This window comes from Fenollaria timonensis, from assembly GCF_001457835.1.
GTDB classification, from domain to species: Bacteria; Bacillota; Clostridia; order Tissierellales; family Peptoniphilaceae; genus Fenollaria; species Fenollaria timonensis.
On sequence record NZ_LN898230.1, the window covers coordinates 62,354 to 86,270 of the forward strand.

Consider the following 23,917-nt stretch of genomic DNA (forward strand, 5'->3'; position numbering starts at 1 on the left):
TCACATTTTTCCAGCAAAATTAAAAAATATATTAGAAACATCTAAATAAGAAATTACAAAGTTAAAGCTCTTTGCTCAGTGCAAGGAGCTTTTCTTGTATAGTGACGAGCGATTGCTGAGGTAAAATTACTAAGGCTATGACGAGCGCTTGATGAGGTAAAATTACTAAACGTATGACGAGCGCTTGATGAAGTGAATTTACTTATCATATGCTGGGCGATTAAGTGAGCAAAACAATAATCATGGCAAGACCATTATCGTGGCAAAACCATTATCGCGGCAAGGCCATTAGCAAGAAAATTTTATTAATTTTTTTGAAAAGATTAAATAATTTCTTTCATATTTACTCATATAAGGACTGTGATTTGAGTCACAATGAATTATCTATTCACTTAGCTTGCAAATACTTTACTAGATTAAAAACTCTACGCCATTATCCTAGGTTTAAGCACTTGCAAGCTTTTCGATTATGTGTTAGAATGATGATGTAATTAAAAATCGGGAGGTAAGTCATGGAAGAAATCAAAAAAAGAATAGAAGCGGACTCTATTGGTGAGAAGGAAGTACCAGTAGACGCTTATTATGGCGTTCAAAGTCTAAGAGGTAAGGAAAACTTTCATATAACTGGCAGACACATTCATCCAGAGATGATTGTTGCCCTTGCTGAAATTAAAAAGGCTTGCGCTATCACTAACCAACAATCACGCCTTATGTCTAAGGAAAAGGAAGAGGCCATTGCCAAGGCTTGTGATATGATTATCGAAGGAAAGTATCACGACGAGTTCATCTGCGACGCAATTCAAGGCGGTGCGGGCACTACAGCTAACATGAACGCTAACGAGGTTATAGCCAACCTTGCTAACGAGATCATGGGCGGAGACTTAGGTACATACGACCACGTTCACCCAAATGACGACGTAAACATGTGCCAATCAACTAACGATGTTTATCCAACAGCTGGTAAGATAGCTGCTGTTAAGCTTGTTAACAAGACTATCGACCAATTGATGGATCTTATAAATGCTCTTGAAAAGAAATCGATTGAGTTTGACGACGTTATCAAGATGGGTAGAACACAATTACAAGACGCAGTACCTATCAGACTTGGACAAGAGTTCCACGCATACCAAAGTGCTCTACGCCGTGACGTTAGAAGAATTAAAAAGGCGAGAGACGTGCTTAAGGTTATTAACATGGGCTCAACTGCCATCGGTACTGGTATAAACGTTGATGTTAACTACTATGTAAATATTACTGAGACACTTGCGAGAGTGACAGGACTATCACTTAAACAAGCGGACGACATGATTGATGGCACTCAAAACCTTGACGGAGTGGCATTCCTATCAGCAACTATCAAGACTTGCGCTATAACATTATCAAAGATGAGTAACGACCTAAGACTTATGAGCTCGGGACCAAGAACTGGTTTTGGCGAAATCATTCTGCCAGCTAGACAAAATGGCTCATCCATAATGCCAGGAAAGGTTAACCCAGTTATACCGGAAGTAGCTAGCCAAGTTGCTTTCTCAATCATAGGTAACGACATGTGTATCACTATGGCGGCTGAAGCTGGTCAACTTGAACTAAACGCGTTCGAACCAGTTATGTTCTACAAGCTTTTCGAATCGATTGAAACACTTGGAAACGCTTGCGAAACTCTAAGAGTGAACTGCGTTGAAGGCATCGTTGCTGACAAGGAAAGATGCAAGGCGCTACTTGATAACTCTGTAGGTATGGTTACAGCCCTTGTACCGCACATCGGCTACAAGAAGTCAGCAGCCATCGCTAAAGAAGCGCTTAAGACAGGCGAATCAGTTACTTCAATCATACTAAGAGACAATATCCTTGACCAAAAAGAAATAGATGAGATCTTCAACCCATTCCAATTAACTAAACCGGGAATTGCAGCGAGGGAGTTATTAAAGGATAAAGGCGACAAGGAAGACGACGATAAATAAATAAAACAAAATAAAAAACTTATGGGGAGCAAATGCATTGAAATTTTGATGCAAATGCTCCCCATTTTTCTTGCTTATTGGTAATAATAATGATATAATTAATAAAAGAGATAGGAGGTGCATTATGAGTCCAAAATATGAAGACATTCAAGAGCTCATTAGGAGACGAGCAGACCTTAACGCAAGGCTAAGGCTTCTTCCTTACGATGGAACACCCGAAGTAAAGACTCGTGGTGATAAAAAATATCTTTATGTGAGAAAAAGAGAGCTTGGCAAACAAAAGTCGTCCTACGTTGGTGTATATAGCGATGAACTTTATAATATTTTGCTTAGCAATGCAAGAGAAGCGCGTGAGATAAAAAAAGAATTACGTGCACTAGATAAGGAGCTTGCTAGCCTTGGCTACGAAGAAGCTAGTTTATCAAGCAATGTTCTGATGAATATTGATTTTGCTCGAGCCAATATGAAGACAAATATATATGATCAAGCAGTTCTCGAAGGTGTTGGAACAACATTTCCTCAAACAGAAGAAATTATTGATAATGGCAAGGTTAGCGGCGTTAAAGCAAGTGACGTGCAAAAGATTTTGAACTTAAAGCACGCCTGGGAATTTATACTTGATAAGGATGTTATCACTTGCAAAAGCGATTACTATTTGCTTTCACAGATAGCAAACTTAGTTAACGAGGGCTTCTATATAGATGGCGGACGCATGAGATCATTGCCAGTTGAGATAGGCGGATCAAGCTATTTACCGCCAATACCTATGGAAGCAGATGTTAAAGATGATATAAATAGCATTATTTTAGAAGATGCTCCAGCCATAGACATAGCTATAAAACTATGTATATATACAATGAAGAAACAAATATTTCTTGATGGAAACAAAAGGAGCGCAATAATTTTTGCTAATCACTACTTAATAGCTCACGCAGGAGGCTTTTTGGTAATACCAGAGAATGAAGTAGAAGAGTTTAAAAAGCTTCTAGTAGCTTATTATGAAGGAGAAGACATTAATATAATAAGTGAGTTTATGAAAGAGAAGTCATGGAAAAAGCTAAATTAAATATTCTCATTGGGGAGCAAATGCATTGAAATTTTGATGCAAATGCTCCCCATTTTTATCTGCAAATTTGTGTTATAATATAAGTATAAAACAAAAAGGAGTTAATTATGAACTGGATCAATGCATTTGAAATAATTTGTTACATAATCGTCGCAATATTTTTATTTGACGTGATTAAGAAAAAGGCGTGGAACGAAGTATATATGTTCATATCCGCGGCGATAGCGGGCTTTTCGCTCGAGCTGCTTGCGGTGCGCTTAACAGACATCTATCACTACTCGAAGCTCTATTACATAATGATAGGCGTAGAGCCATATCAATTCCCTTTCTTCGGCGGACTTATGTGGGGCGCAGTGGCCGTCTGCGCCTATAGACTTGCCAAGAAATTTAAACTCAGCCCAATAATGACGGCGCTTCTATCGGGCTTTTTCGTTGTGTCGATGGACCTCTTACTAGATGTAGCTGCGATAAGGCTTTCGGGCGGCTTTTGGGCATGGGATGGTAGACCCATTAACTTAGTCATTGACCACCATACCTTTATGTCCGTCATCTGGGTAAACTTCCTTGGCTATATGTTTGAAACACCGTCGATAATTTATTATTCACAAAAATATTGGCGCCGCAATGAAAAATCCATAATCAAAAACGTAATTGCCGCCATAATCATAGGGCTTATGTCGGTCGTGACAGTTGGCGTTTTAAGCTTCATATCGCTTAAGCTAAATGATGTAACGGATGAATGGTTTTCATTCATCGCCTTTGTGGTTTTGTGGCTATATATATTTATAAGGCTGATTAGAGAAATCGTTTTAAGGAGAAAAGAAGTAAAGATAAAACTAGACGACGCAGCACTAACAATATTTTGGTTCGCGCTATATCTTTACTGTTTAGTGGGTCTTGTGCGCTTAGGCATACTAAGCGCAAAGCCACTATATACTGCGCTTTGTGCACTACTATCTCTTGGCACAGTGCTACTTACTTTGATTAATTTTGGTACTGATGATGAAGATTTTGTTAAGGAGCTTCAAGATGAATAAAAATAATAAACTTATCGCAATAATCTGCGCCATATTAGCGGCCGTCTTTTATGCGCTTAATACACCATTTTCAAAAGTTTTATTAAAAAATATCTCGCCGACATTCATGGCCGCCTTCCTTTATCTAGGAGCTGGCATAGGCGTTGGCATTATGTACCTATTTCAATACAAAAAAGAAGACAGCTCAATGCGCTTAAGTCGAGAAGACCTGCCATATACGGTACTGATGGTTCTTTTAGACGTCATCGCACCCATATTTTTAATGATAGGCATATCCATAGGCTCGTCAGCAAACGCATCGCTTTTAGGAAACTTCGAGATAGTTGCTACAAGTATCATCGCTCTAGTGTTTTTCAAAGAAGCAGTTTCGAAAAATCTCTGGATAGCGATAGCCTTTATAACAGTTTCAAGTATAATACTTTCATTCGAGGGTGAAGGAGCATTTAAATTCTCCTATGGATCACTATTTGTAATACTTGCGACACTTTCGTGGGGGCTTGAAAACAATTGCACGAGAAAAATTTCAAATAAATCAAGTTATGAGATAGTTACGATCAAAGGGATATGCTCAGGACTATCATCATTAATCATCTCATTCATCATCGGGGAGCAGCTGCCTGAATTTAGATACATCGCCTATGCACTTTTGCTTGGCTACGTGGCATATGGCCTAAGCATCTTCCTATACGTAAGAAGCCAAAGAGATTTAGGAACCGCTAAGACCAGCGCTTACTATGCAATAGCTCCCTTTGTGGGAACCTTTCTATGCTTTTTAATTAACGGAGAAGCCTTAAGCGCTTCGTACTTCATCGGCCTAGTATTTATGGTGATAGGAACCGTCTTTGTAGCTATGGATACTTGCTTAATTAAACACACGCACTTGCACACACATACGATAAGACATACACATGACGGAAGCACTCATACACATGTATTTACACACGAGCATGAGCACAAGCACTTTTTAGATGAAGATGGCAGGAGCCACAACGCCTTTTTGAGCAGCGAAGAACATATGAGGCTTCATAAAAATAATTTATAAATATTAATAAATAATATAACATATAGAATATTTTAAATATGTTCTGGGTATATATACTATGGTGATGATATGAATAAAACAGATACAAAACAATATGTTGATGAATTTTATAAAAGGATAGCCGAAGACAATAAGGTTTCGGACGAGGAAAAGCAGAGGGCTGTCGCTTACTCATTGGGCTACACTGACGAGGACATAGAGCTTGGCGGCGACTTGGGTCTTGGCTGCGGCAATCCCATTCAAAATGCTAAGCTAAAAGATGGCGAGTGGCTACTTGACCTTGGTTGCGGCAAAGGGGTTGACGTGTTTAAGGCGGCTCGTGAGATGCACGGCACAGGCAAAGCTGTGGGCATAGATAGGCTTCCTGAGATGATTGAGAGAGCAAATTTCATTCGTGACAAGAGAGGCTTTGACAATGCGGACTTTTTAGTCTCGGATATTGATGATATCAACTTGCCTGACAATACCTTTGACGTAGTTATATCAAACTGCGTTATCAATCTCTTAGAAGATAAGGAAAAGGTCTACAGAGAGATATTCCGTGTGCTTAAGCCAGGCGGACGTGTTTCGATAAGTGACATCATTCAGATAAAAAAGCTTCCTGATGATATCCTAGCCGATCCCATCTTTCATGCGACATGAGTGGGTGGATCCATCACTTCAGAGGCTCTGAATAAAATTTTAGAAAAGGTCGGCTTTATGCCATATACAATTGTCGAAGAGGACTTGACAGAGGAGTACCTAAACAAGTGGGGCCACGAAGGCCTTGACGAATTTATCAAGCGTGGCAAGATACTCGCGATAAAGCCGCTTAATTAATTTAATAATCATGCTTATGGATGCTATTTAATAATGGCGTCCATTTATTTGCAAAAAAACACTATAACTTTAGCTAAATGACTTGACAATTAGTTTGCAAAGTGATACGATAGATGCAAGGAATAGTTTATTATATTAACCCTCCCTCAAGCTTTTCTCCTTCGTTTGAGGGGGGGTGTTTTTTTATATTTATATCAATGGAGGTGAGGCTATGAAAGCAATTTTTAGCACCTACAAACTAGTGCGCAAGCATGCTGGAGCCACATACATATTCATATTAGTTGTAAAAGAATATTATTCTAAGTGTAACATATGTCTTGACAATTAAGAAATTTTAATGTTATTTAATAAAATAAATATTGACTTTAGTATTCTAAGGTGATATTATGTATATAGATAGCTACATAGATTAATTTTCATAGAATGGAGGTGAGATAATGATATCTAGAGTCAGAAAATTTCTAAGGAATCAACAAACTATATATGGCGGCTGTACATGTAGAAGTCAAAGGTGTGCTAACTAAAGATTTTAATATTTAATAAAACAAAATATCTGTGTAGCTATCTTACTTTATGGAGGTAAAAATGAAGGACGTAAGAGTTATTAATGGGGCATATGTAACTGAAGAAAATGATAAGGTATTAATTTTTAATCCACATTTATTTACATCATTTATATTAGCGAAAGATGGCACTATCGAGAATACAATTGAAAAAAATAAAAAACTACTTATAGATAAATCTATTATTTTTGAAGATAATTTTAACTATAACTTAGTATCAAAATTTTTTGAAAATAAAGAAAAGTACAATTTTAATAAGTTAACCATTACTGATGCATTATCATATAACTGTAATTTAAACTGTTCTTATTGCATGCAGCAAAATACATTTAAAGAAATAAGAAGAATTAATTTGGATGAAAAGCTAGATTTATGGTTAAAATTAATTAACTTATTTAATGCAAAACAAATAGATTTATGCATGTTTGGTGGTGAGCCACTATTAGAATATGAAAAATTCGATAAACTGTTTGATGGTTTACTGTTAAATAATATTTGCATATCCAATATTAACGCTGTTACTAATGGCACTATTTGCAATGAAAATATAATTAATTTTATTAATAAATATAAATTAAATTCGTTACAAATTACAATTGATGGAACTGAAAATATTCATAATTTAAGAAGAGTTTCTAAAAACATAGGAGAAAAACCTTTTAATAATATCATAAATAATATCAAGTGGTTTTTATCAAGTACTGATGTTTTAATTACGATAAACACTGTTTTGGATAAAGCTAACAAGGATGACTATATAAATCTTATTGATTATTTAATAAAGGAATTTAAAGAATATATTTATAGCTGTAGACCAAGAATAATATTTAATCTAGGGCTTGAGTGTCATCCATTTAAGAAGTCTGATTTTACTATAAAAAACATATTGCCTGACAGTGAATATCAAAATACTTATTACGATTGTATGTATAAATTGATTAATAAGAATGTTGCTATTAATTCGATTTTACCTTCTCCAATATGTATTAAAAATTTACCAACGGACTTAATTATTTCTCCTGATGGCTCGGTTTATAATTGTATATCTGGACTAGGATTAGATGATTTTAAAATAGGCACTTATTATGATATCACAAATAACCCAGAAAAATTTATAATAAATTTAATAAATAAAAAGAAAAGATTAGATTATAATTGCAATAAGTGCAAGTATTCTCCACTTTGTAATGGTGGCTGTGAATATGAAATGATATCGTCAGAAAAGAAATCATCTTGCCAAAAAGGAATATTTGATAAACATATATACGACATAATTAAAATTGCTACAATGGTAGAGGAAATAGACAACAATGTTTTTAGGAGGCGTTGCTATGAAAGCGATTTTTAACACGTATAAACTTGTACGTAAGCATGCAGGCTCCACATACATATTCATTTTAATTGAATCTTTAATCACGGCTCTTGTTAGTCCGGCGATAATTTACGCTACGGCTATGGCTGTCGACTCGATTCTTAACTATGTACATGGAGAACGTAATTTATTTCCAGTCATTCTTTTGATACTTTTATTTGCTTGGGGAGAAGTATCTAAGTTCATTCGAAATATTTTAGACATAAAGCTTGAGCAAAAACTAGAACTTAATTTAAACACGGCTGTAATGAATAAACTAGATAAAATATCTTTGGAAGAGATAGAGAAGTCTGCTTTTCAAGATAAGCTAAACAAGGTGAAGGACCGTCCTCATATGGCAGTGATTGAACTTTTTAACTCATCCATCGCCATAGCAGCTATTGTGGTGAAGGTAGTGGGTATTGCCTTTGTCTTCTTTACAATATCAGCTTATCTTGGCCTTGCTTATATCATAAGTGCTGCGCTTGATGTATTTTTCAGCTTCAAAGCCGTTAACAATATGAACAAGATGTTTGAGAACACATCACATAACGAGCGTGAGATGGAAAATATTTTAAGGATACTTAAGGACAAGAACGCCATTTACGAGATAAAAGTTTTTCAAATGAAGAACTTATTTCTTAAGAAGTTTAAAAAATATTCCGAGGCCGTTTTTGATGAAAGGCTTAAGACGACTATTGCAAGTCAAAAATATCTTTTGCTTAGCTCTTTTATAAATATAATATGGATGGGCCTTGCAATACTTTTCGCCCTACTAAAACTTATTCAAAGAGCAATTACTGTCGGTTCGCTTACAGCAGTCATCACATCTGCGTCGACCACTTTGGATATGGCTGAAGACTTTGTATATGAAGCCTCTAGCGTAGCTAATTCTGGCTACATCGCAGAAACTCTTTTATATATTCTTGATTATGACGAAAAAGAAGTCAGAGAGCAAGTAAAAAGCGGCGAAAAAATCGTTTTTGATAAATTAAGTTTTAAATATCCACAAAGTGAAAACATAGTTTTAGATGAATTATCTCTAGAGATTGACAAAAATAAAGTAACTGCCATAGTTGGTGATAATGGCGCTGGCAAGTCAACTATAATCAAGTTAATAGCTGGACTTTACAAGCCAACGAGTGGAACCGTCAAGATCAATGGCGCTGAGCCATATTATTTATCGAAAAACGAATTAGCAAATGAGCTTGCGATAGTTTATCAAGACTTTCAAAACTATGAACTTAGTATAAGGGATAATGTTTTGCTTGGCGATGATAAAGATATTTCAAGCGATTTAGATTTAATGGAGCTTGATAAATACGATGAAAAAACTAATTTAGGTAAGCTTGAAGATGACGGCGTATATTTGTCTGGTGGCGAAAGCCAAAGGCTTGCCATAGCTAGAGCCATCTCAAAGTCTTCTGATTTTCTTATCTTTGATGAGCCAACTGCATCCATGGACCCGATGATGGAAGCGAAGATGTATGAGGGCATAATCAAGGTGCTTAAGATGCGTGGTGCAATCATTATAACACACAGACTTGTCTTATCAAAGCTTGCTGATGAGGTTCTAGTCATTGACAAGGGAAGACTTATTGAACGAGGCACGCATGAAACTCTTATGAAAAAGGGCGGCAAATATGCAAAGATGTTCACTGAGCAAGCGGCTTGGTATAAGGAGGCAAAAAATGACTAAGGTAATTAAAAAAGTTTTTAGCGTAACACCAATTGCGACCGTATATGTCTTCATCTACCATATAACTTCAGGCTTCTTCGTTGCAGCAAAGCTATATGCCTCAATGCACATCATACAAAGCGGCTATGAATACATCAAAAACTTTTCTGATATAAACGTTTTTATTAAGTATGGAGTCATGCTTTTAATCATCATAGCACTTGAAAGACTTCTTGAGTACCTATATGCGATAGCGATGAATGGCTATTTATTCGAAAAAACTGGCAGTTACTTAAATAGAGAAATGGCAGCAAAATTATCAAGGGTAGACTTAATTAACTTTGAAGATAGAGATTTTTTAACTATAGAAGAAAGGGCAGCCACAGCTGTTGACGACGAAAGGCTAAGTAATTCGGTAAGGTTACTTGCTATGGCACTAGGTCAAGTACTTGAAGTCATCTTGATACTTGCAACACTTTGGACTTATAGCCCATACTTAGTTGCACTAGCAGTCTTAACAGTAGTGCCCTACCTAATCACAAGACTTATACGCGGCAAAGCCTTTTATGATCTAAAGAGCATAGAAGCCTTTGACGAGAGAAAGCTAAATTATTTTTATAGCATATTTACAGACACTAAAACTAATAGAGAGATAAAATCATATAATAGCTCTGAGTTTTTCTTAAGTAAATATACAAAGGTATTTAAAGATACAAGCAAAAAGTATTTTGATGAGAGACTAAAAGATGCTAAGTCACTACTTTTCTGCGACATACTAAGCGTTATAGCCTTCTCCATAGCCATAGTCATAACGGTAAAACTTGCCTTTGATGGCAAGATACTCATCGGCATGATGGGCGCTGCACTTATGGCTTATCAAAATATGCAAAACTCAAGTAAAGAGATGATAGTCACTGTCGGCAATTTACCGAGAAACATTTCCTTCGCAAGCGATTACTTTACTTTTATGGACAGCAGCGAAGAGAAAAAGGCTTACAATGTAGATTTTGGCAAAATTAGCGTAAAAGATGCTTCATTTACTTATCCAAAGACTGATAATGGCCTTCACGATATTAGCCTAAGTATAGATGAGGGCGAGAGTGTGGCAATTGTTGGCTATAACGGTTCAGGTAAGACTACATTTACAAAGGCTTTGACTGGCGTTTACGATGCGAGCGGGGAAATATCTTTTGCTGGAGTAAATATAAAGGTAAGAGGACTTAGTTTTGATGATTACACTATAGTTCCTCAAGAAAGAACTGAGACTAATTTAAGTATAGCTGAGCATATAGCCTCGCAAGAAACTTATGATGAAGCAAGAATTAAATCTTTGCTTGATTATGTGAGCTTAGACAAATTATATAAAGAGCATTCACTTGATACAAGGCTTGGCAAGGACTTTGACGGAGTAGAGTTATCTGGCGGCGAAAGGCAAAGGCTTGACATAGCGAGGTCCATGTATAAGGATGCTAAGCTTATAATACTTGATGAGGCAACATCGGCTCTTGACCCGATGCAAGAGAGCGAGATCTTAAAGAAGTTCCTTGACATATCAAAGGGAAGGACGTCCATCATCGTTACACATAGACTTGGTATATGCAAGAGCGTTGATAAGATAGTAGTCTTTAAAGATGGCAGAGTGGATAATCTTGGCACGCATGATGAGCTATTAAAAAATTCGCCATATTATAGAGAGATGTATGAGGCACAAGCAAAATTTTATAAGTAATAAAAAAATCAAAGACCATATATAAACGGTCTTTGATTTTTTTGTCTCTTTATGCTATAATTAAGGGAAAAGGAGTTGAAAGAATGGAAAAATATTATTTAAGTACACCAATTTATTATCCAAGTGGTTATTTACACATAGGAAACACGTATACGACTATAGTTGCTGACATGCTTAAGAGGTACAAAGAGCTTCAAGGCATGGATGTATATTTTGTTACTGGCTCCGACGAACACGGCGAGAAAATCCAAAAGAACGCTGAAAAGGCTGGCGTTACTCCATTGGAATTCGTTACAAAGATTAATGAACAAATATATAAGCTATGGGACTTACTTGACATAAGATATGATAAGTATATAAGAACTTCTGATAAGTCTCATGATGAGATGGTTAAGAAGATATTTACAAGGCTTTACGAGCAAGGCGACATCTACAAGGGCGAGTACAAAGGACTTTACTGCACTCCATGTGAGTCTTTCTGGACTGAGTCTCAACTTGTTGACGGCAAGTGCCCTGACTGTGGTAGAGAAGTACATCCAGCTCATGAAGAAGCGTATTTCTTCAGATTAAGCAATTACAAGGACAGACTTTTAAAATATTACGAAGAGCACCCAGAATTTATTGAACCAGAGTCTAAAAAGACTGAAATGATCAATAACTTCTTCAAGGACGGTCTTCAAGACTTATGCGTTTCAAGAACATCCTTCGACTGGGGCGTTCAAGTGCCATTCGATCCAAAGCATGTTGTTTACGTATGGATAGACGCTTTGTCGTCATACATTGACGCGGCAGGATACTTACAAGACGATGAAAAATTCGAAAAGCTTTGGCCAGCTGATATTCACTTAGTTGGTAAGGACATTTTGCGTTTCCACGTAATTATTTGGCCAGCTTTGTTAATGGCTCTAGACCTTCCACTACCTAAGAAAGTCTTTGGCCATGGCTGGATACTTTTTGAAAGCGACAAGATGAGTAAGAGTAAGGGCAATGTCATCTACCCTGAGCCAATAGTTAAGCTATATGGCAGAGATGCGCTTAAGTACTACGTTTTAAGAGAGTTTAACTTCGGTAGCGATGGTAACTTCCAAAGCAAAAAGTTTATGGAAAGAGTAAACTCTGACCTTGCAAATGACCTTGGTAACTTGGTTTCAAGAACTATTGCCATGGCTGAAAAGTACTTTGGCGGCACTGTTAATAAAAAGGCATCTGATGACACAATTGATAAAGACTTAATCGATGTGGCACTAACAAGAAAGGCAGTTCTTGATGAAAAGATGGAACACCTTAACCTATCTGTAGCCATTGACGAAGTATTTAAGCTAATTAGAAGGTCCAATAAGTACATCGACGAAACATGCCCATGGACTCTTAACGATGATGAACACAAGGAAAGACTTGAAACTATAATATATAATTTACTTGAAGCATTAAGAATTTCATCAGTTTTACTAAGCCCATTCATCCCAGATACTGCTAATAAGATTAGGGAAGCGCTTGGTTTAAGTGAAGAAATGAAATATGAAGAGTGCGACGACTTTGGCTTAGTTGACAAATACACTGTAAAGAAGATAGATACACTATTCCCAAGACTTGACGTTGAAAAAGAAGTAGAGAAACTACTTAGTGAAAACGCAAATTTAATTAAATCGAGAGAAGAAAAAGATGGCAAGGCAAAGGCAGAGGACTCTGATGCTAAGCCAGCTATAGAATATGATGACTTTGCTAAGCTTGATCTAAGACTAGGTGAAATTATTGATTCGAAGGAACATCCTGAAGCTGACAAGCTTTTGATTAACACAGTTAAGATTGGTGACGAGACAAGAACTATTGTTAGCGGTATCAAAAAGTGGTACAAACCAGAGGACATCATAGGTAAGAAGGTTGTCGTTGTATGCAACTTAAAGCCTAGAAAGCTTAGAGGCATTGAGTCTCAAGGCATGATACTTGCTTGTGAAAACGGCGATGACTTATCACTAGTGACATCGCTTGCAGATATGCCATCGGGCTCAGTGATTGCGTAATGATATTCGTTGATTCACACGCCCATCTTGACGACGAGGCCTTTGATGAGGACAGAGACGAAGTCATAGCCGATATATTAGCTGGCGGAAACTATTTCTTTAATATAGCATCTGACCTTAAGACGAGCTACAGCTCATATGAACTTGCCAAAAAATACGATCACGTCTACGCAGTTGTAGGCGTGCATCCGCATGAGGCAAAGGATTACACAGCTGAAACGCGTGAGGCACTTAAAGAGCTATTAAAAAAGGATAAGGTTATGGCGATAGGCGAGATTGGTCTTGACTATCACTATGATTTTTCGCCAAGAGATGTGCAAAGAAAAGTTTTTATTGATCAGATAGATTTATCTAGTGAAATGGATGTGCCCATCGTTATTCACACGCGTGAGGCGATGGAAGAAACTTATGAAATACTTGAAAAATACGCTCAAGGTATGAAGGTTTTAATCCACTGCTATACAGGATCTATAGAGATGGCGAGAAAATTTTTAAAATTAGGCTACAAACTAGCTTTAGGCGGAGCACTAACTTTTAAAAACGCAAAAAACACAGTTGACGTCGCAAAAGAGGTAGCTCTAGAAGATTTACTTATAGAGACAGACTCACCATATATGACGCCGGTACCTTATAGAGGCAAGAGAAATGACCCGAGAAAAGTCATTTTGGTTGCAGAAAAACTTGCTGAGATCAAAAATATTAGCGTAGAAGAAGTGCTTGAAGCAACAAAGAAGAACGCATTTGAATTTTTTGGAGTGAAAAATGATTAAAGAACTCATAGTTGTCGAAGGCATGGACGACATCGCTCAGATAAAAAACGCTGTTGATGCAGACATCGTCGCGACACATGGCTATAAAATAAAAAAGACGCTCTTCGATGAGCTTAAGAAGGCTGTCAAAACGAGGGGAGTAATTGTATTTACTGACCCTGATTACGCCGGTAAGATGATTAGGCGCACCATAAATGAGAATGTTAAGGGCTGTAAAAACGCTTATTTAAAGCAGTCAGATGCGATTAAGAAAGATGATATAGGCGTTGAAAATGCTTCGAAAGAAGCAATTATAGATGCCTTAATGAACGCAAGAGCCTCGACAGAGGAGAGGACTGTACTATATACAACGAAAGATTTGTATGAGACAGGCCTCTTAGGCGCGGACGGCTCTAAGGAGAGACGCGAAAAACTTGCGAGCCTACTAAAAATTTCTAATTCAAACGCAAAAAAGATGCTCGACGCACTAAACTATTATCAAATTTCGAGAGAAGATTTTGAGGAGGCTATGAAAAAAATTGACTGAAAAGGGTTTATATAGCATAGCAAGACTCAAAGAGCTGCAAGAGGACTTTGGCTTTGTATTTAAAAAAGCGCTTGGACAAAACTTTTTGATTGACGGCAATATAATTAGGAAGATTGCTGAAGAAAGCGGCATAACAAATGACACTACTGTTATGGAGATAGGTCCCGGCATAGGCACCTTGACCGAAGAGCTCGCAAAACACGCGAAAAAGGTCATAGCCTTTGAACTTGACGAATCACTTAGAGAGATACACAAGGAAACGCTTGGCGAGCATGATAATGTAGATGTCATTTACAAAGACTTTATGGACGCCACTGAGGACGAGATCAAGGCTTTGACAGGCGGTCCGTTTAAAGTATGCGCCAATCTGCCATACTATGTGACGACACCCATATTAACATTTTTACTAGAGTCAAAACTTGATATAGATTCAATCACGGTTATGGTGCAAAAAGAAGTCGCTCAAAGGATAGTCGCAGATGAAAAATCAAAGGACTACGGCAGCATATCTGTCTTTACAAGGGCCTATGGCGATGCGCGCATAGCATTTAACGTGTCTAAGGACTGCTTCTATCCAAAGCCAAAAGTTGATTCAGCAGTACTATATATAGAAAAGAAGAAAAAAGATTTGGAAAATGAAGAGCTATTCTTAAAGATAATTAGAGCAGCCTTTATGAAGAGAAGAAAAACGCTTGCGAACGCTTTATTTAATAGCGAAGTGGGTATAGATAAAAAGGATACAGTGGCAGCACTAAAGGCCATTGGCAAAGGTGAAAATGCAAGGGCAGAGGAGCTGAGCTTTGATGACTTTGTAAGCATAACGAGAGACTTGGAGGGAGATTATGGAAAATAGAGAATTAAGTCAAGAAGACTTAGACGCAATAAAAAACGATGTCATCGACTATAAGATAGTTGAGAAACTTGCAGACATTATGAAAGCGCTTAGCGAGCCTTCAAGAATACAAATCATACATGCGCTAAGCCTAAGCGAGATGTGCGTTACAGACCTTTCATACGCGTTAAACATGACACAGCCACTTGTCAGTCACCACTTAAGAATATTAAGAAATCTTGGCCTAGTTAAGTACGAGAGAGATGGCAAGGCACTGATATACTCACTTGATGACGAACACGTTTTGATGCTGTATAAACAAGGCTTGGAGCATGCGAAAGAAAAAGTTCAATAAAGATATATTATGGCTCTATGTCAAATATTGGGGAGACTTATTGATTTAAGTCTCTCTTTTTATGTTAAAACTAACATTTGCACGTTTTTAATTTATATACTTAAAATAACACAAATTTATGTAATTTTTGCATGACTAATAAACCTATATAGGCTTATTAGGTTTTTATGATGTTTTATATATATATTTTAGTCTAAAAGCATTATTCTTTTTCTGAACCTCTCGAAGTTTCTCATACCAAAGCTGTTTCTTTTTAGTGTCTTTATCTTTGTATGTTTTCCTTCTAGTGCTCCATTTGAATGTTTGTAGTCAAATGAGTTTGTAATTTCATCAGACCAGTTTGTAAAGGCTGTTATACATGATTTAAACTCTTTAAGTTTTGATTTTTTACATATGTCTATCCATGCGTTTACCTTGTATTGTGCTTGTTCTTTGTTTTTCTGCACTAGAACTTCTTGATAGAAGGATTCTTTTAAGCCATATGCTAGTCTTAGCTCTTCGCTTATCTCTAGCATTAGAGCTGCTTCTCGCTTTTGATCATCATTAAGTTTTGGCATTGGTTTTGTAAGTATGCTTTTACTTCTTTTTAGGTATATTCTCATTTCTGCTGATGTATCTTTTTGTATTCTCTTTCTTACGTTTTCTAAGCTCCAAGAGACTTGTCTTACGAAGTGATATTTGTCTGCTATGTGTACTGCGTTTTTAAAGTATGCGTTTTTAACGTTTTTAAATGTTTTTGACATATCGCTAACAAATATCTTTACATTTTCTCTTTCTTCTTTTGGTATGTTTTTAAAGTATTCAAACAAAATATTTTCTTGCCTACTTTTAACTATGTCTATGATTTCATGTGTTATGCCATCTAGAAGTGAGCATTGATACTTGTATGAACCGCTGTCGCCTTTAAACTCGTCTATTAAAAGTACTTTTGGAAGACTTTTTCTCTCTACTGATAGGTAAGATAGGACTCTTGTAACTGTTGATGTGCTTACTGAGTATCTTCTTGATATTGACTTTATTGAGTAAAGTTCTCTAAACTCTCTAGCTATGGATGCTACTAGTCTTTTTGTCATGGTCATTTTCTTTGCTACTAGTTCTGTTTTGCTATCAATTCTTTTCCCGCAGCACTTACAGTTGTACCTAGTTTTTCTTAGGTTTATTATGCATTTTTTACCATGCATCTGTGTATCTTTTATCTTTTGAGTTCTGTGATCATGAACCCAGATATGTTTAGAACCACAGTATGGGCAGCTTTTTAACTTTTTTGTCTGTGCTTCTATAACTACTACATTTTCACCTTCTTTAAAATTGTTAACAACTACATCTTTACAAGCTAGCAAATTTATGGTATTATATTCTTGCACTTGTACACACCTCCTATGTTGTAGTGGTATTTTAAGTATAGGATAAAATGTGTGCAAGTGCAACTTTTTTTTGTAATTTTATCAAAAAAATATCTATTGAGGTTTTACTCCCCAATAGATATTATACAGCCNTGTGATATGCACCCACAAACCCGGACAAAATAACCGCGTTTATTACACGGCTTGTAACCTGTACTCAACAGGTGACAGGCCGTTTAATTTTGTCTTTATTCTCTTGTTGTTATACCAGTCAATATATTCTCTAATAGCAGCTTCTAATTCCTCAATAGTTTTGTAGTTTTCACAGTAAAACATCTCTTGTTTTAACAATCCAAAGAAATTTTCCATGGGTGAATTATCTAGGCAATTTCCTTTTCTAGACATACTCTGTTTGATCCCATATTTTTCAAGTGTATATACCCAACTCCTATGTTGGTAATGAAAGCCTTGATCGGTGTGGATCATTAAGTTATGCTTTACAGGTATGGTTTGTATTGCGTCTTTTAATGACTTTAGTGTGAACTCTACTGTTGGAGATTTGCTTATGCTGTAGGAAATTATTTCTCCGTTATACAGATCCATTATTGGAGATAGGTAGAGTTTTATTTCCGAATTTCTTATTCTAAACTCTGTTACATCACTTACCCATACTGTATTTATCTTATCCACATAAAAGTCTCTATTTAAATTATTTTTAGCAACTTTACCTACATTGCCTTTGTATGATGAGTAGGCTTTTCTTCTTAAGCCATACTTGTTACATAAGAGATTGTTTTCTTTCATGATTCTAAGAACTTTTTTATGGTTCATAATTATGCCTTCTTTTTTTAGTTGTAAGCACACTCTTCTGTAGCCATATCTTCTTTTGGATTCTTCAACTACTCTCTTTACTCTTTCAATATCTTTGGCTTCTTTTGTATTTACTTCCTGTAGTTTCTTCTCCCATTCATAGTAAGAGCTTTTTGGCAAATCAGCAGTCTCTAGCCAATACTTTAAAGGTAATTTCTTGTATTTTTGCCTTAGTTCAAAAATTATTTTGGTCTTTTCTTTGTTTTTTGCAATCTCTTTTGAACTAAGGCTTCCAGTTTTTTTTCGTATTCTAGCCTTGCTTTTAGGTATAGATTTTCTTGTCTTAATTTAATTAACTCTTCTTTTTCTGAAGGGGTAAATTCATTTATCTTATCTTTGCTCATATTAGAATCTCCTAGTTTCTTTGGCCTTCCTCTCTTCCCACATAAACCTTCAAAACCTTTTTCTTTATACTTCCTTTGCCAGACAGCTATTGTGGATGGCTGTTTGATTTTGAAGTGTTCTGCAGTTTCTTTGTAGGATAGACCATTTATTTTCCTATATTCTATCACAGATAATTTAAATTCTCCACTATATGAACTATTTTTAATACTTTTCTTGAGGCCTTCTTCACCAAACATTCCATATGACTGAATCCAATTTCGAATTGTATCTTTAGATATCCCATATTTTTTCGATAGATAAATTTGTCCATATCCTTCTTGGTTTTCTTTTACTATTTTTAATTTCTCTTCATATGTTATTTTTTTCATTAAAATACCCCCTTATTTCCGTGTCCGGATTTAAGGGGGCAGTACAAAGGCTCTCTTTTTTGTGTGCGTTTTTATAAAATGTATATGATTTGATTGAAAATCATTGCAATTAACTTTATGTAGGTATATAATAATAGTACTCAAATAAAATTTTTGAGTATGCAAAGTTATATCTTTGCAAAATAAAATATAAAAAGAAAGGAGGGAGAGAAATGAAGAAATTAAATGTGATTATACTAACAATGATACTAAGCTTAGTTATCTTTGCAGGTGTAAACGTCATGGCGATGGATGAAAATACAGTAAAGACAGAAGAGCCAAAGACAGTAATTTCTGAAGAAGCTCCCAAAGGTATTGAGGGAGGAAATACAGCTGAAGAAGTAAAAGCTGAAGAGAAAGAAGAAATTGTAGAGGAAGGAAATAAAGAAGCGAGTGCTCCTATTGAAGACAAAACTACAAAAACAGATGTAGAAAATGTTGACATGGGGGGGGTGCCAAGCTCTAATATAGATACAGATAAGACTGTAGAGCCTGAAGACAAAAAGCCTTCCGATGCAAAAGAAGAAACAAAATCAGAAGAGGAAGCTGAAGGAAAGACTAATGAAGAAGATAAAAAGTCTGAAGAAGTAAAAGATGATAATAAAGAAGAAGATAAGAAGCAAGAAGAAAATAAAGATGGCGACGACAAAAAAGAAGAAGCAAAAGATTCTGATACTAAAACAGACGAAGAAAAAGCTAAAGAAGATACAGAAGAAAAGACTGAAGAAGAAAAAGCTAAAGAAGGTACAGAAGAAAAAGCTGGTGAAAAAGCTGAAGAAGGCGAAAAAACTGAAGAGAAGACAGAAGCAAAAGAATTAAAGGCTGGCGAAACACTAGAAATAGAAGAACTAGCTGAAAATCCTATAGCTTTAGGAGCAGGACAAGGTAGTGGAGCTGAAAAAGTTGTTGAAGTAAGTACGTTTGAAGAATTAAAGAATGCAATTGCAGAAGCAGGTTCTACTCCAACAATCATCAAGATTATGCAAAGCTTTGATATAAGTGAAACGATTATAATAAAAGCAGATCAAGACATAACAATTACATCTGGCGCTGATAGAAGTAAAGCAGATAATCAAGTCACACCAATTGGCGAAGATAAAATAACTATGCCAGAACCAGATAATGACATGGAAAGAAGACAAGAGCTTGTTAAAGAAGCAGAAGCTAAAGGTGAACAAGCTCTTGAAGATACAGATTTAGAAAAGAATCCATTGCCCAATGTTGATATTATTTTAAAAAGAGCTAAAGATTTTAAGGCAACACTATTTAAAGTCGAAAAAGGAGCTACGTTAACTTTAGGAAAAGATAATAAGGATCCATTATTTATAGATGGCAATAAAGATGTGAAAACAGCTATAGAACATGGATCAATAATTGATGTGTCTGGCGAACTTACTATGAATGGAGGATTTATTGCCAACAGCAATAATGAACACGTTAATTCTGCGCCTATTTATGTGCATGAAGGTGCTACATTCACTATGAATGGCGGCAGAATTACTTCTAATAAAAATATTTCTAAAGGTCAATCAACATTCAATGCAGCTGGAGCTGTTTATATTGATGAAGGTGGCAAATTCACTTTAGAAAGCGGAAGTCTTGATAATAACGAAGCACCAGTAGGTGGCGTATTTTTAGGACGAATTTTCGGAAATAAAAATGGTAAAAGAATTAAAGCTCTATTTACAATGAATGGAGGTCTTATTGCTAATAATAAAGGTCCATTGTATGACAACTTAGAACCAGAGACAGAAAATTATGGCGGTGCTGTACATGTAGATTCACTTGCTAATTTTATATTCAATAATGGTATATTAGCTGGAAATGAATCTTACCATGGAGGAGCTGTTGCTATTAATGATAATTATGTTACAGGTACTAATGGCGTAAACTATTCTAATATTCAAAATGTTGATTATGATGAATATATTAAATATGCTGGAGCGTACTACACTCAATATGGTGGACTTATTTATAAAAATATAGCCAAAGTTCATAATGATGGTAACACATCGGGTGCAGGTGGAGGCATTTATATCAATGCATCGACTGCTACATTAAAAGGTGGTTATCTTTTAAACAATAAGTCTGAAAATATGGGCGGAGGAATTTATGTTTCTATTGTCCCACACGTTTTAAAGTTAGAACATGTATTGATTAGTCAAAATAAAGCTATAAATGGTGCTTACTATCATCTTTCTGCTGGTAATGGCGGGGGATTTTGGCATTGTCCAGCAGGAAATGTAGATTTTGAAGATTTTAATTCAGTTTACATTTTTGATAATGATGCTTCATCTGGTGGTAAAGACATTTTTACTCATGGAAAAAAAGATAATTATAGTATTTTTAATGGAGAAAGTTATGATTTTCCAAAATTCTTAACAAATATATCTCCAATAACAGAACAAGGAAATATTATAAAATATCTATATAACGGCAAAGAAGTTCCAGAATGGATGTATCACACAGACAAAGCTGTATCTTTACAAGCTATATATAATGCTCAAACAAAAAATGAAGCTTGGACAAACTCTAATCTATTTATTATGGGCAACACTGCTTTAAAGGGTGCTGGAATTGGATCAAACGCTAACACTACTCCTCCAGGAAAAACTGGCGAATATGAAATAACTATAGATAAAAAGTGGCATAAATCGATTCCTGAAGATAAAAAACCTAAAAGCATTTGGGTTGATTTATTTATAGGAGACGCAAAATATGGCGAAGTTGAACTAAGTAAAGATAATGATTGGACTGCAAAGTTTGAAAATCTACCTTTTACAGCTGAAGAGCTTATGAAAAAGAAGATCAGCTACTCAATAAAGGAAAGAAATGATGATTTCTACTCTGTTATAGATGAAACATTAAATTCTTTAGAGGTTGAAAGAGTATTTGCTGGTGAAAAATACCCTAATGATGATAATGCCATTAATTTTGATATGCCACCTCACAAGCAAATGGACTACAAAATCGTATTTATCCATAAGGATAAAAATGGTAAAGAAATCTCGAGGGAAGATATTAAAATTGACTATAAGGAAGATAAAGAGAAATGGACTGGCCTCGTAAAAGATATGCTTCTTGATAAGTTTAAGAATCTTAAAGATGTAAAAATAACATATCATAGTTATGAAAAAGCCTATGAACCATCTCCTGATTGGGTTGGCCTTGGCTACAATGGTTTAACTGCTGATTCAAATTGGTGGGAAGAAAATGGTCCTTGGCATGAAGCCTATATACTCGAAAAAGAAGACGGTACAGTTGAAATTCAACTACCATATCTTTGGACTCAATATATGGGGAATCCAGATCATACAACTGATGATTACACAAAAAATACCAATGGTTATAGGTTAGCGTTAGTGCCAAATCATAGATTTACCATTACTAACTATCCATATTCAGAAATACCTGTAGTGAAAAAATGGGATGAATCGATAGAAGAAAAGGATATTCCTGATTCTGTTAAGGTATATTTATTGAGAGATGGAATAAGAGTTAAGGATAAAGATGGAAACGATCGTTACGTTATCCTATCTAAAGATAATGGATGGAAAGGTAATTTTGACAAACTTCCATTTTTTGAATTAGATGGCATGGGATTTGAAAAATATTGGGTTAAGGAAGATTCTGAAATATTTATCCCACTTGTTACAAGAAAAGAAAATTCTATTTTAAATATTAGAGTTGAAAGGGATAAAGATTCTGATAAATATCTAATTTATAAAGATTATACAGGTGGATATTTTAGAATTAATTATATACCTTTTGAAGTGCACTATATTTACAAAGTTGGGAATAAAGAAGTAAAAGAAGTTTATACAAAAAAACTAGAGCCATATAGAGTTGATGGATGGGATTGGCATTTAGACACAGTTATCAAAGATATAGTAATGAATGGAAAATTTAAAGATTCAGATATAGAAATTAAAATGTATTACGATGAAAATGGAAAGCCGTTCCCAAGAAACCTTGGACAGTATGAAGCGAACTGGGATGGTGACATTGTTACAAACGATGATCCATATGTCCTTAAATTAGTTGAAGAAAATGGAAAGTTAGTTCTTTATGTACCAAAGTTAACAGATGTTGGCGATAATGACAATTTACTTTATGTAAAACCATATACTGAAGAAGGTAAGAAATATTTTGAGCTTACAAACTATTATCAACCAAAACATCGTATTGAAGTTGAAAAAGTTTGGGATACTGAAAACACTGAATCTATCCCTAAAAATCTTAAGATTAAGATAAAAGGAAAGTATGTTGATAAAGAAATAACTCTTACACCTGAAGAGTGGAAATACATGGAAGAATTCCTAGGAAAAGGGATTCTATCTACAAACAACTACGAATTTACTGAAGAAGACTTAGAAAAATTTGACGGAAAACAGTCTATTGAAACAACTATGGATTTTGATGCTAAAGACAAGATTGTAAAATTCTTTGGCACAGACAAGAAAGAATTGACAAAAGATGAATTCTTAAAAATGATTCAAGGCAAAAAATACTCATTTGAACTTAAAGAAGCAGCCGAAGATAAAGCTGAGGTAGAACTTAAATATGATGAAGATGGAAACTTGATCATCGTATATCCAGTTGATGTAGTAATTACAGAAGTAGCTAAAGTCACTTTCACTAACACAGAAAAACCTGAAGAGCCAGAAGAACCACCTACACCAGAAACAAAAACTATAACAGTTAGAGTAAATAAAGTTTGGCAAGCTCTTGGCAAAACTAGAGATATACAAGTTGAGCTGTATATCAATGGCGAAGCAAGCGGCAAAATCCTTACTTTAAACGCAGCTAACGGCTGGAGTGCAAGCTTCACTAATCTTGATTTAGAAGACGAATCAGGAAGAAGATACACATACACTGTTAGAGAAGTAGGCGAAAAGGACAATATCTACAATATTGACGATAGAAAGTTCGAGGTAAGCTACTCTGGTGAAATGTACAAAGGTTTCACTATACTAAACAAAGAAGTTCCACCAGAAGAACCTGAGGAACCAGAAGAACCTGAAGAAGAAGAACCAGAAGAACCACATGAACCAGAAGAAGAAAATGAAAAGCCTAAAGACAAGAACAGATTACCAAAGACTGGCGTTACAGAAGACGCTTTAGGTATATTCTTAGGTTTAATGATTTTACTTGGACTTGTATATATCAAGAAAAAGTTTATCGTAGAAAAAAGTAAATAGT

General features: G+C 35.5%; 17 protein-coding genes. 14 read left to right on the forward strand and 3 right to left on the reverse strand.

What is annotated here, in order from left to right; translation table 11 throughout:
- The first annotated feature begins 512 nt into the window (after window positions 1-512).
- From BN3004_RS03515 to BN3004_RS03575, 13 genes are all read left to right on the forward strand, one after another.
- Entirely contained in the window at window positions 513-1,961 is a 1,449-nt protein-coding gene (locus BN3004_RS03515) for an aspartate ammonia-lyase (RefSeq protein ID WP_058259884.1), read from the forward strand.
- A gap of 124 nt (window positions 1,962-2,085) precedes the next feature.
- Window positions 2,086-3,027 (forward strand): Fic family protein, encoded by a 942-nt coding sequence (locus BN3004_RS03520; protein ID WP_058259885.1) that lies wholly within the window; start codon window positions 2,086-2,088, stop codon window positions 3,025-3,027.
- Between the two features lie 107 nt (window positions 3,028-3,134).
- Window positions 3,135-4,064, forward strand: a complete 930-nt coding sequence (locus BN3004_RS03525; RefSeq protein ID WP_196792476.1) for a carotenoid biosynthesis protein — start codon at window positions 3,135-3,137, stop codon at window positions 4,062-4,064.
- Window positions 4,057-5,106 carry a DMT family transporter gene (locus tag BN3004_RS03530; RefSeq protein ID WP_058259887.1) on the forward strand — a complete coding sequence of 350 codons (1,050 nt, stop codon included), beginning with the start codon at window positions 4,057-4,059 and terminating at the stop codon, window positions 5,104-5,106. The genes BN3004_RS03525 and BN3004_RS03530 overlap by 8 nt, the downstream gene beginning before the upstream one ends.
- A gap of 69 nt (window positions 5,107-5,175) precedes the next feature.
- Entirely contained in the window at window positions 5,176-5,748 is a 573-nt protein-coding gene (locus BN3004_RS03535) for a methyltransferase domain-containing protein (RefSeq protein ID WP_058259888.1), read from the forward strand.
- A 762-nt stretch (window positions 5,749-6,510) separates the two neighbouring features.
- Window positions 6,511-7,836 (forward strand): radical SAM/SPASM domain-containing protein, encoded by a 1,326-nt coding sequence (locus BN3004_RS03540; RefSeq protein WP_058259889.1) that lies wholly within the window; start codon window positions 6,511-6,513, stop codon window positions 7,834-7,836.
- Window positions 7,820-9,538, forward strand: coding sequence for an ABC transporter ATP-binding protein (locus BN3004_RS03545; protein ID WP_058259890.1), 1,719 nt, complete (start codon window positions 7,820-7,822; stop codon window positions 9,536-9,538). The genes BN3004_RS03540 and BN3004_RS03545 overlap by 17 nt, the downstream gene beginning before the upstream one ends.
- Window positions 9,531-11,246, forward strand: a complete 1,716-nt coding sequence (locus tag BN3004_RS03550; RefSeq protein ID WP_058259891.1) for an ABC transporter ATP-binding protein — start codon at window positions 9,531-9,533, stop codon at window positions 11,244-11,246. Before BN3004_RS03545 ends, BN3004_RS03550 begins: the two co-directional genes overlap by 8 nt.
- 83 nt (window positions 11,247-11,329) lie before the next feature.
- The gene (metG, locus tag BN3004_RS03555) at window positions 11,330-13,267 is read left to right on the forward strand and encodes a methionine--tRNA ligase (RefSeq protein WP_058259892.1); all 1,938 of its coding nucleotides are present in this window, start codon (window positions 11,330-11,332) and stop codon (window positions 13,265-13,267) included.
- Window positions 13,267-14,037 carry a TatD family hydrolase gene (locus tag BN3004_RS03560; protein ID WP_058259893.1) on the forward strand — a complete coding sequence of 257 codons (771 nt, stop codon included), beginning with the start codon at window positions 13,267-13,269 and terminating at the stop codon, window positions 14,035-14,037. The genes metG and BN3004_RS03560 overlap by 1 nt, the downstream gene beginning before the upstream one ends.
- Window positions 14,030-14,563 (forward strand): ribonuclease M5, encoded by a 534-nt coding sequence (gene rnmV, locus BN3004_RS03565; protein WP_058259894.1) that lies wholly within the window; start codon window positions 14,030-14,032, stop codon window positions 14,561-14,563. The genes BN3004_RS03560 and rnmV overlap by 8 nt, the downstream gene beginning before the upstream one ends.
- Window positions 14,556-15,416, forward strand: coding sequence for a 16S rRNA (adenine(1518)-N(6)/adenine(1519)-N(6))-dimethyltransferase RsmA (gene rsmA, locus BN3004_RS03570; protein WP_082244069.1), 861 nt, complete (start codon window positions 14,556-14,558; stop codon window positions 15,414-15,416). The genes rnmV and rsmA overlap by 8 nt, the downstream gene beginning before the upstream one ends.
- Window positions 15,406-15,750, forward strand: a complete 345-nt coding sequence (locus BN3004_RS03575) for an ArsR/SmtB family transcription factor (protein WP_058259895.1) — start codon at window positions 15,406-15,408, stop codon at window positions 15,748-15,750. The genes rsmA and BN3004_RS03575 overlap by 11 nt, the downstream gene beginning before the upstream one ends.
- A gap of 188 nt (window positions 15,751-15,938) precedes the next feature.
- Here BN3004_RS03575 and BN3004_RS03580 read toward each other — a convergent pair whose 3' ends face one another.
- The 3 genes from BN3004_RS03580 to BN3004_RS03590 form a co-directional block, all read right to left on the reverse strand.
- On the reverse strand, window positions 15,939-17,114 hold the full coding sequence (locus BN3004_RS03580; protein ID WP_058259271.1) for an ISL3 family transposase: 1,176 nt from the start codon (window positions 17,112-17,114) through the stop codon (window positions 15,939-15,941).
- Between the two features lie 174 nt (window positions 17,115-17,288).
- A complete protein-coding gene (locus BN3004_RS03585; protein WP_148344886.1) occupies window positions 17,289-18,251 on the reverse strand; it encodes an IS3 family transposase in 963 nt (320 codons plus the stop codon).
- The gene (locus BN3004_RS03590; RefSeq protein WP_058259269.1) at window positions 18,146-18,676 is read right to left on the reverse strand and encodes a helix-turn-helix domain containing protein; all 531 of its coding nucleotides are present in this window, start codon (window positions 18,674-18,676) and stop codon (window positions 18,146-18,148) included. Before BN3004_RS03590 ends, BN3004_RS03585 begins: the two co-directional genes overlap by 106 nt.
- Window positions 18,677-18,888: 212 nt before the next feature.
- Here BN3004_RS03590 and BN3004_RS03595 point away from each other — a divergent pair, with 212 nt between their 5' ends.
- On the forward strand, window positions 18,889-23,916 hold the full coding sequence (locus BN3004_RS03595; protein WP_058259896.1) for a Cna B-type domain-containing protein: 5,028 nt from the start codon (window positions 18,889-18,891) through the stop codon (window positions 23,914-23,916).
- Window position 23,917 lies beyond the last annotated feature (1 nt).

Bases quoted from the DNA above. Each gene is read 5' to 3' on its own strand.
- BN3004_RS03550 (WP_058259891.1), top strand. From the start codon at position 9,531: ATGACTAAGGTAATTAAAAAAGTTTTTAGCGTAACACCAATTGCGACC.
- BN3004_RS03595 (WP_058259896.1), top strand. From the start codon at position 18,889: ATGAAGAAATTAAATGTGATTATACTAACAATGATACTAAGCTTAGTT.
- BN3004_RS03575 (WP_058259895.1), top strand. From the start codon at position 15,406: ATGGAAAATAGAGAATTAAGTCAAGAAGACTTAGACGCAATAAAAAAC.
- BN3004_RS03525 (WP_196792476.1), top strand. From the start codon at position 3,135: ATGAACTGGATCAATGCATTTGAAATAATTTGTTACATAATCGTCGCA.
- BN3004_RS03530 (WP_058259887.1), top strand. From the start codon at position 4,057: ATGAATAAAAATAATAAACTTATCGCAATAATCTGCGCCATATTAGCG.
- BN3004_RS03520 (WP_058259885.1), top strand. From the start codon at position 2,086: ATGAGTCCAAAATATGAAGACATTCAAGAGCTCATTAGGAGACGAGCA.
- BN3004_RS03540 (WP_058259889.1), top strand. From the start codon at position 6,511: ATGAAGGACGTAAGAGTTATTAATGGGGCATATGTAACTGAAGAAAAT.
- BN3004_RS03545 (WP_058259890.1), top strand. From the start codon at position 7,820: ATGAAAGCGATTTTTAACACGTATAAACTTGTACGTAAGCATGCAGGC.
- rnmV (WP_058259894.1), top strand. From the start codon at position 14,030: ATGATTAAAGAACTCATAGTTGTCGAAGGCATGGACGACATCGCTCAG.
- BN3004_RS03560 (WP_058259893.1), top strand. From the start codon at position 13,267: ATGATATTCGTTGATTCACACGCCCATCTTGACGACGAGGCCTTTGAT.
- metG (WP_058259892.1), top strand. From the start codon at position 11,330: ATGGAAAAATATTATTTAAGTACACCAATTTATTATCCAAGTGGTTAT.
- BN3004_RS03535 (WP_058259888.1), top strand. From the start codon at position 5,176: ATGAATAAAACAGATACAAAACAATATGTTGATGAATTTTATAAAAGG.
- BN3004_RS03590 (WP_058259269.1), bottom strand. From the start codon at position 18,676: ATGAAAAAAATAACATATGAAGAGAAATTAAAAATAGTAAAAGAAAAC.
- BN3004_RS03515 (WP_058259884.1), top strand. From the start codon at position 513: ATGGAAGAAATCAAAAAAAGAATAGAAGCGGACTCTATTGGTGAGAAG.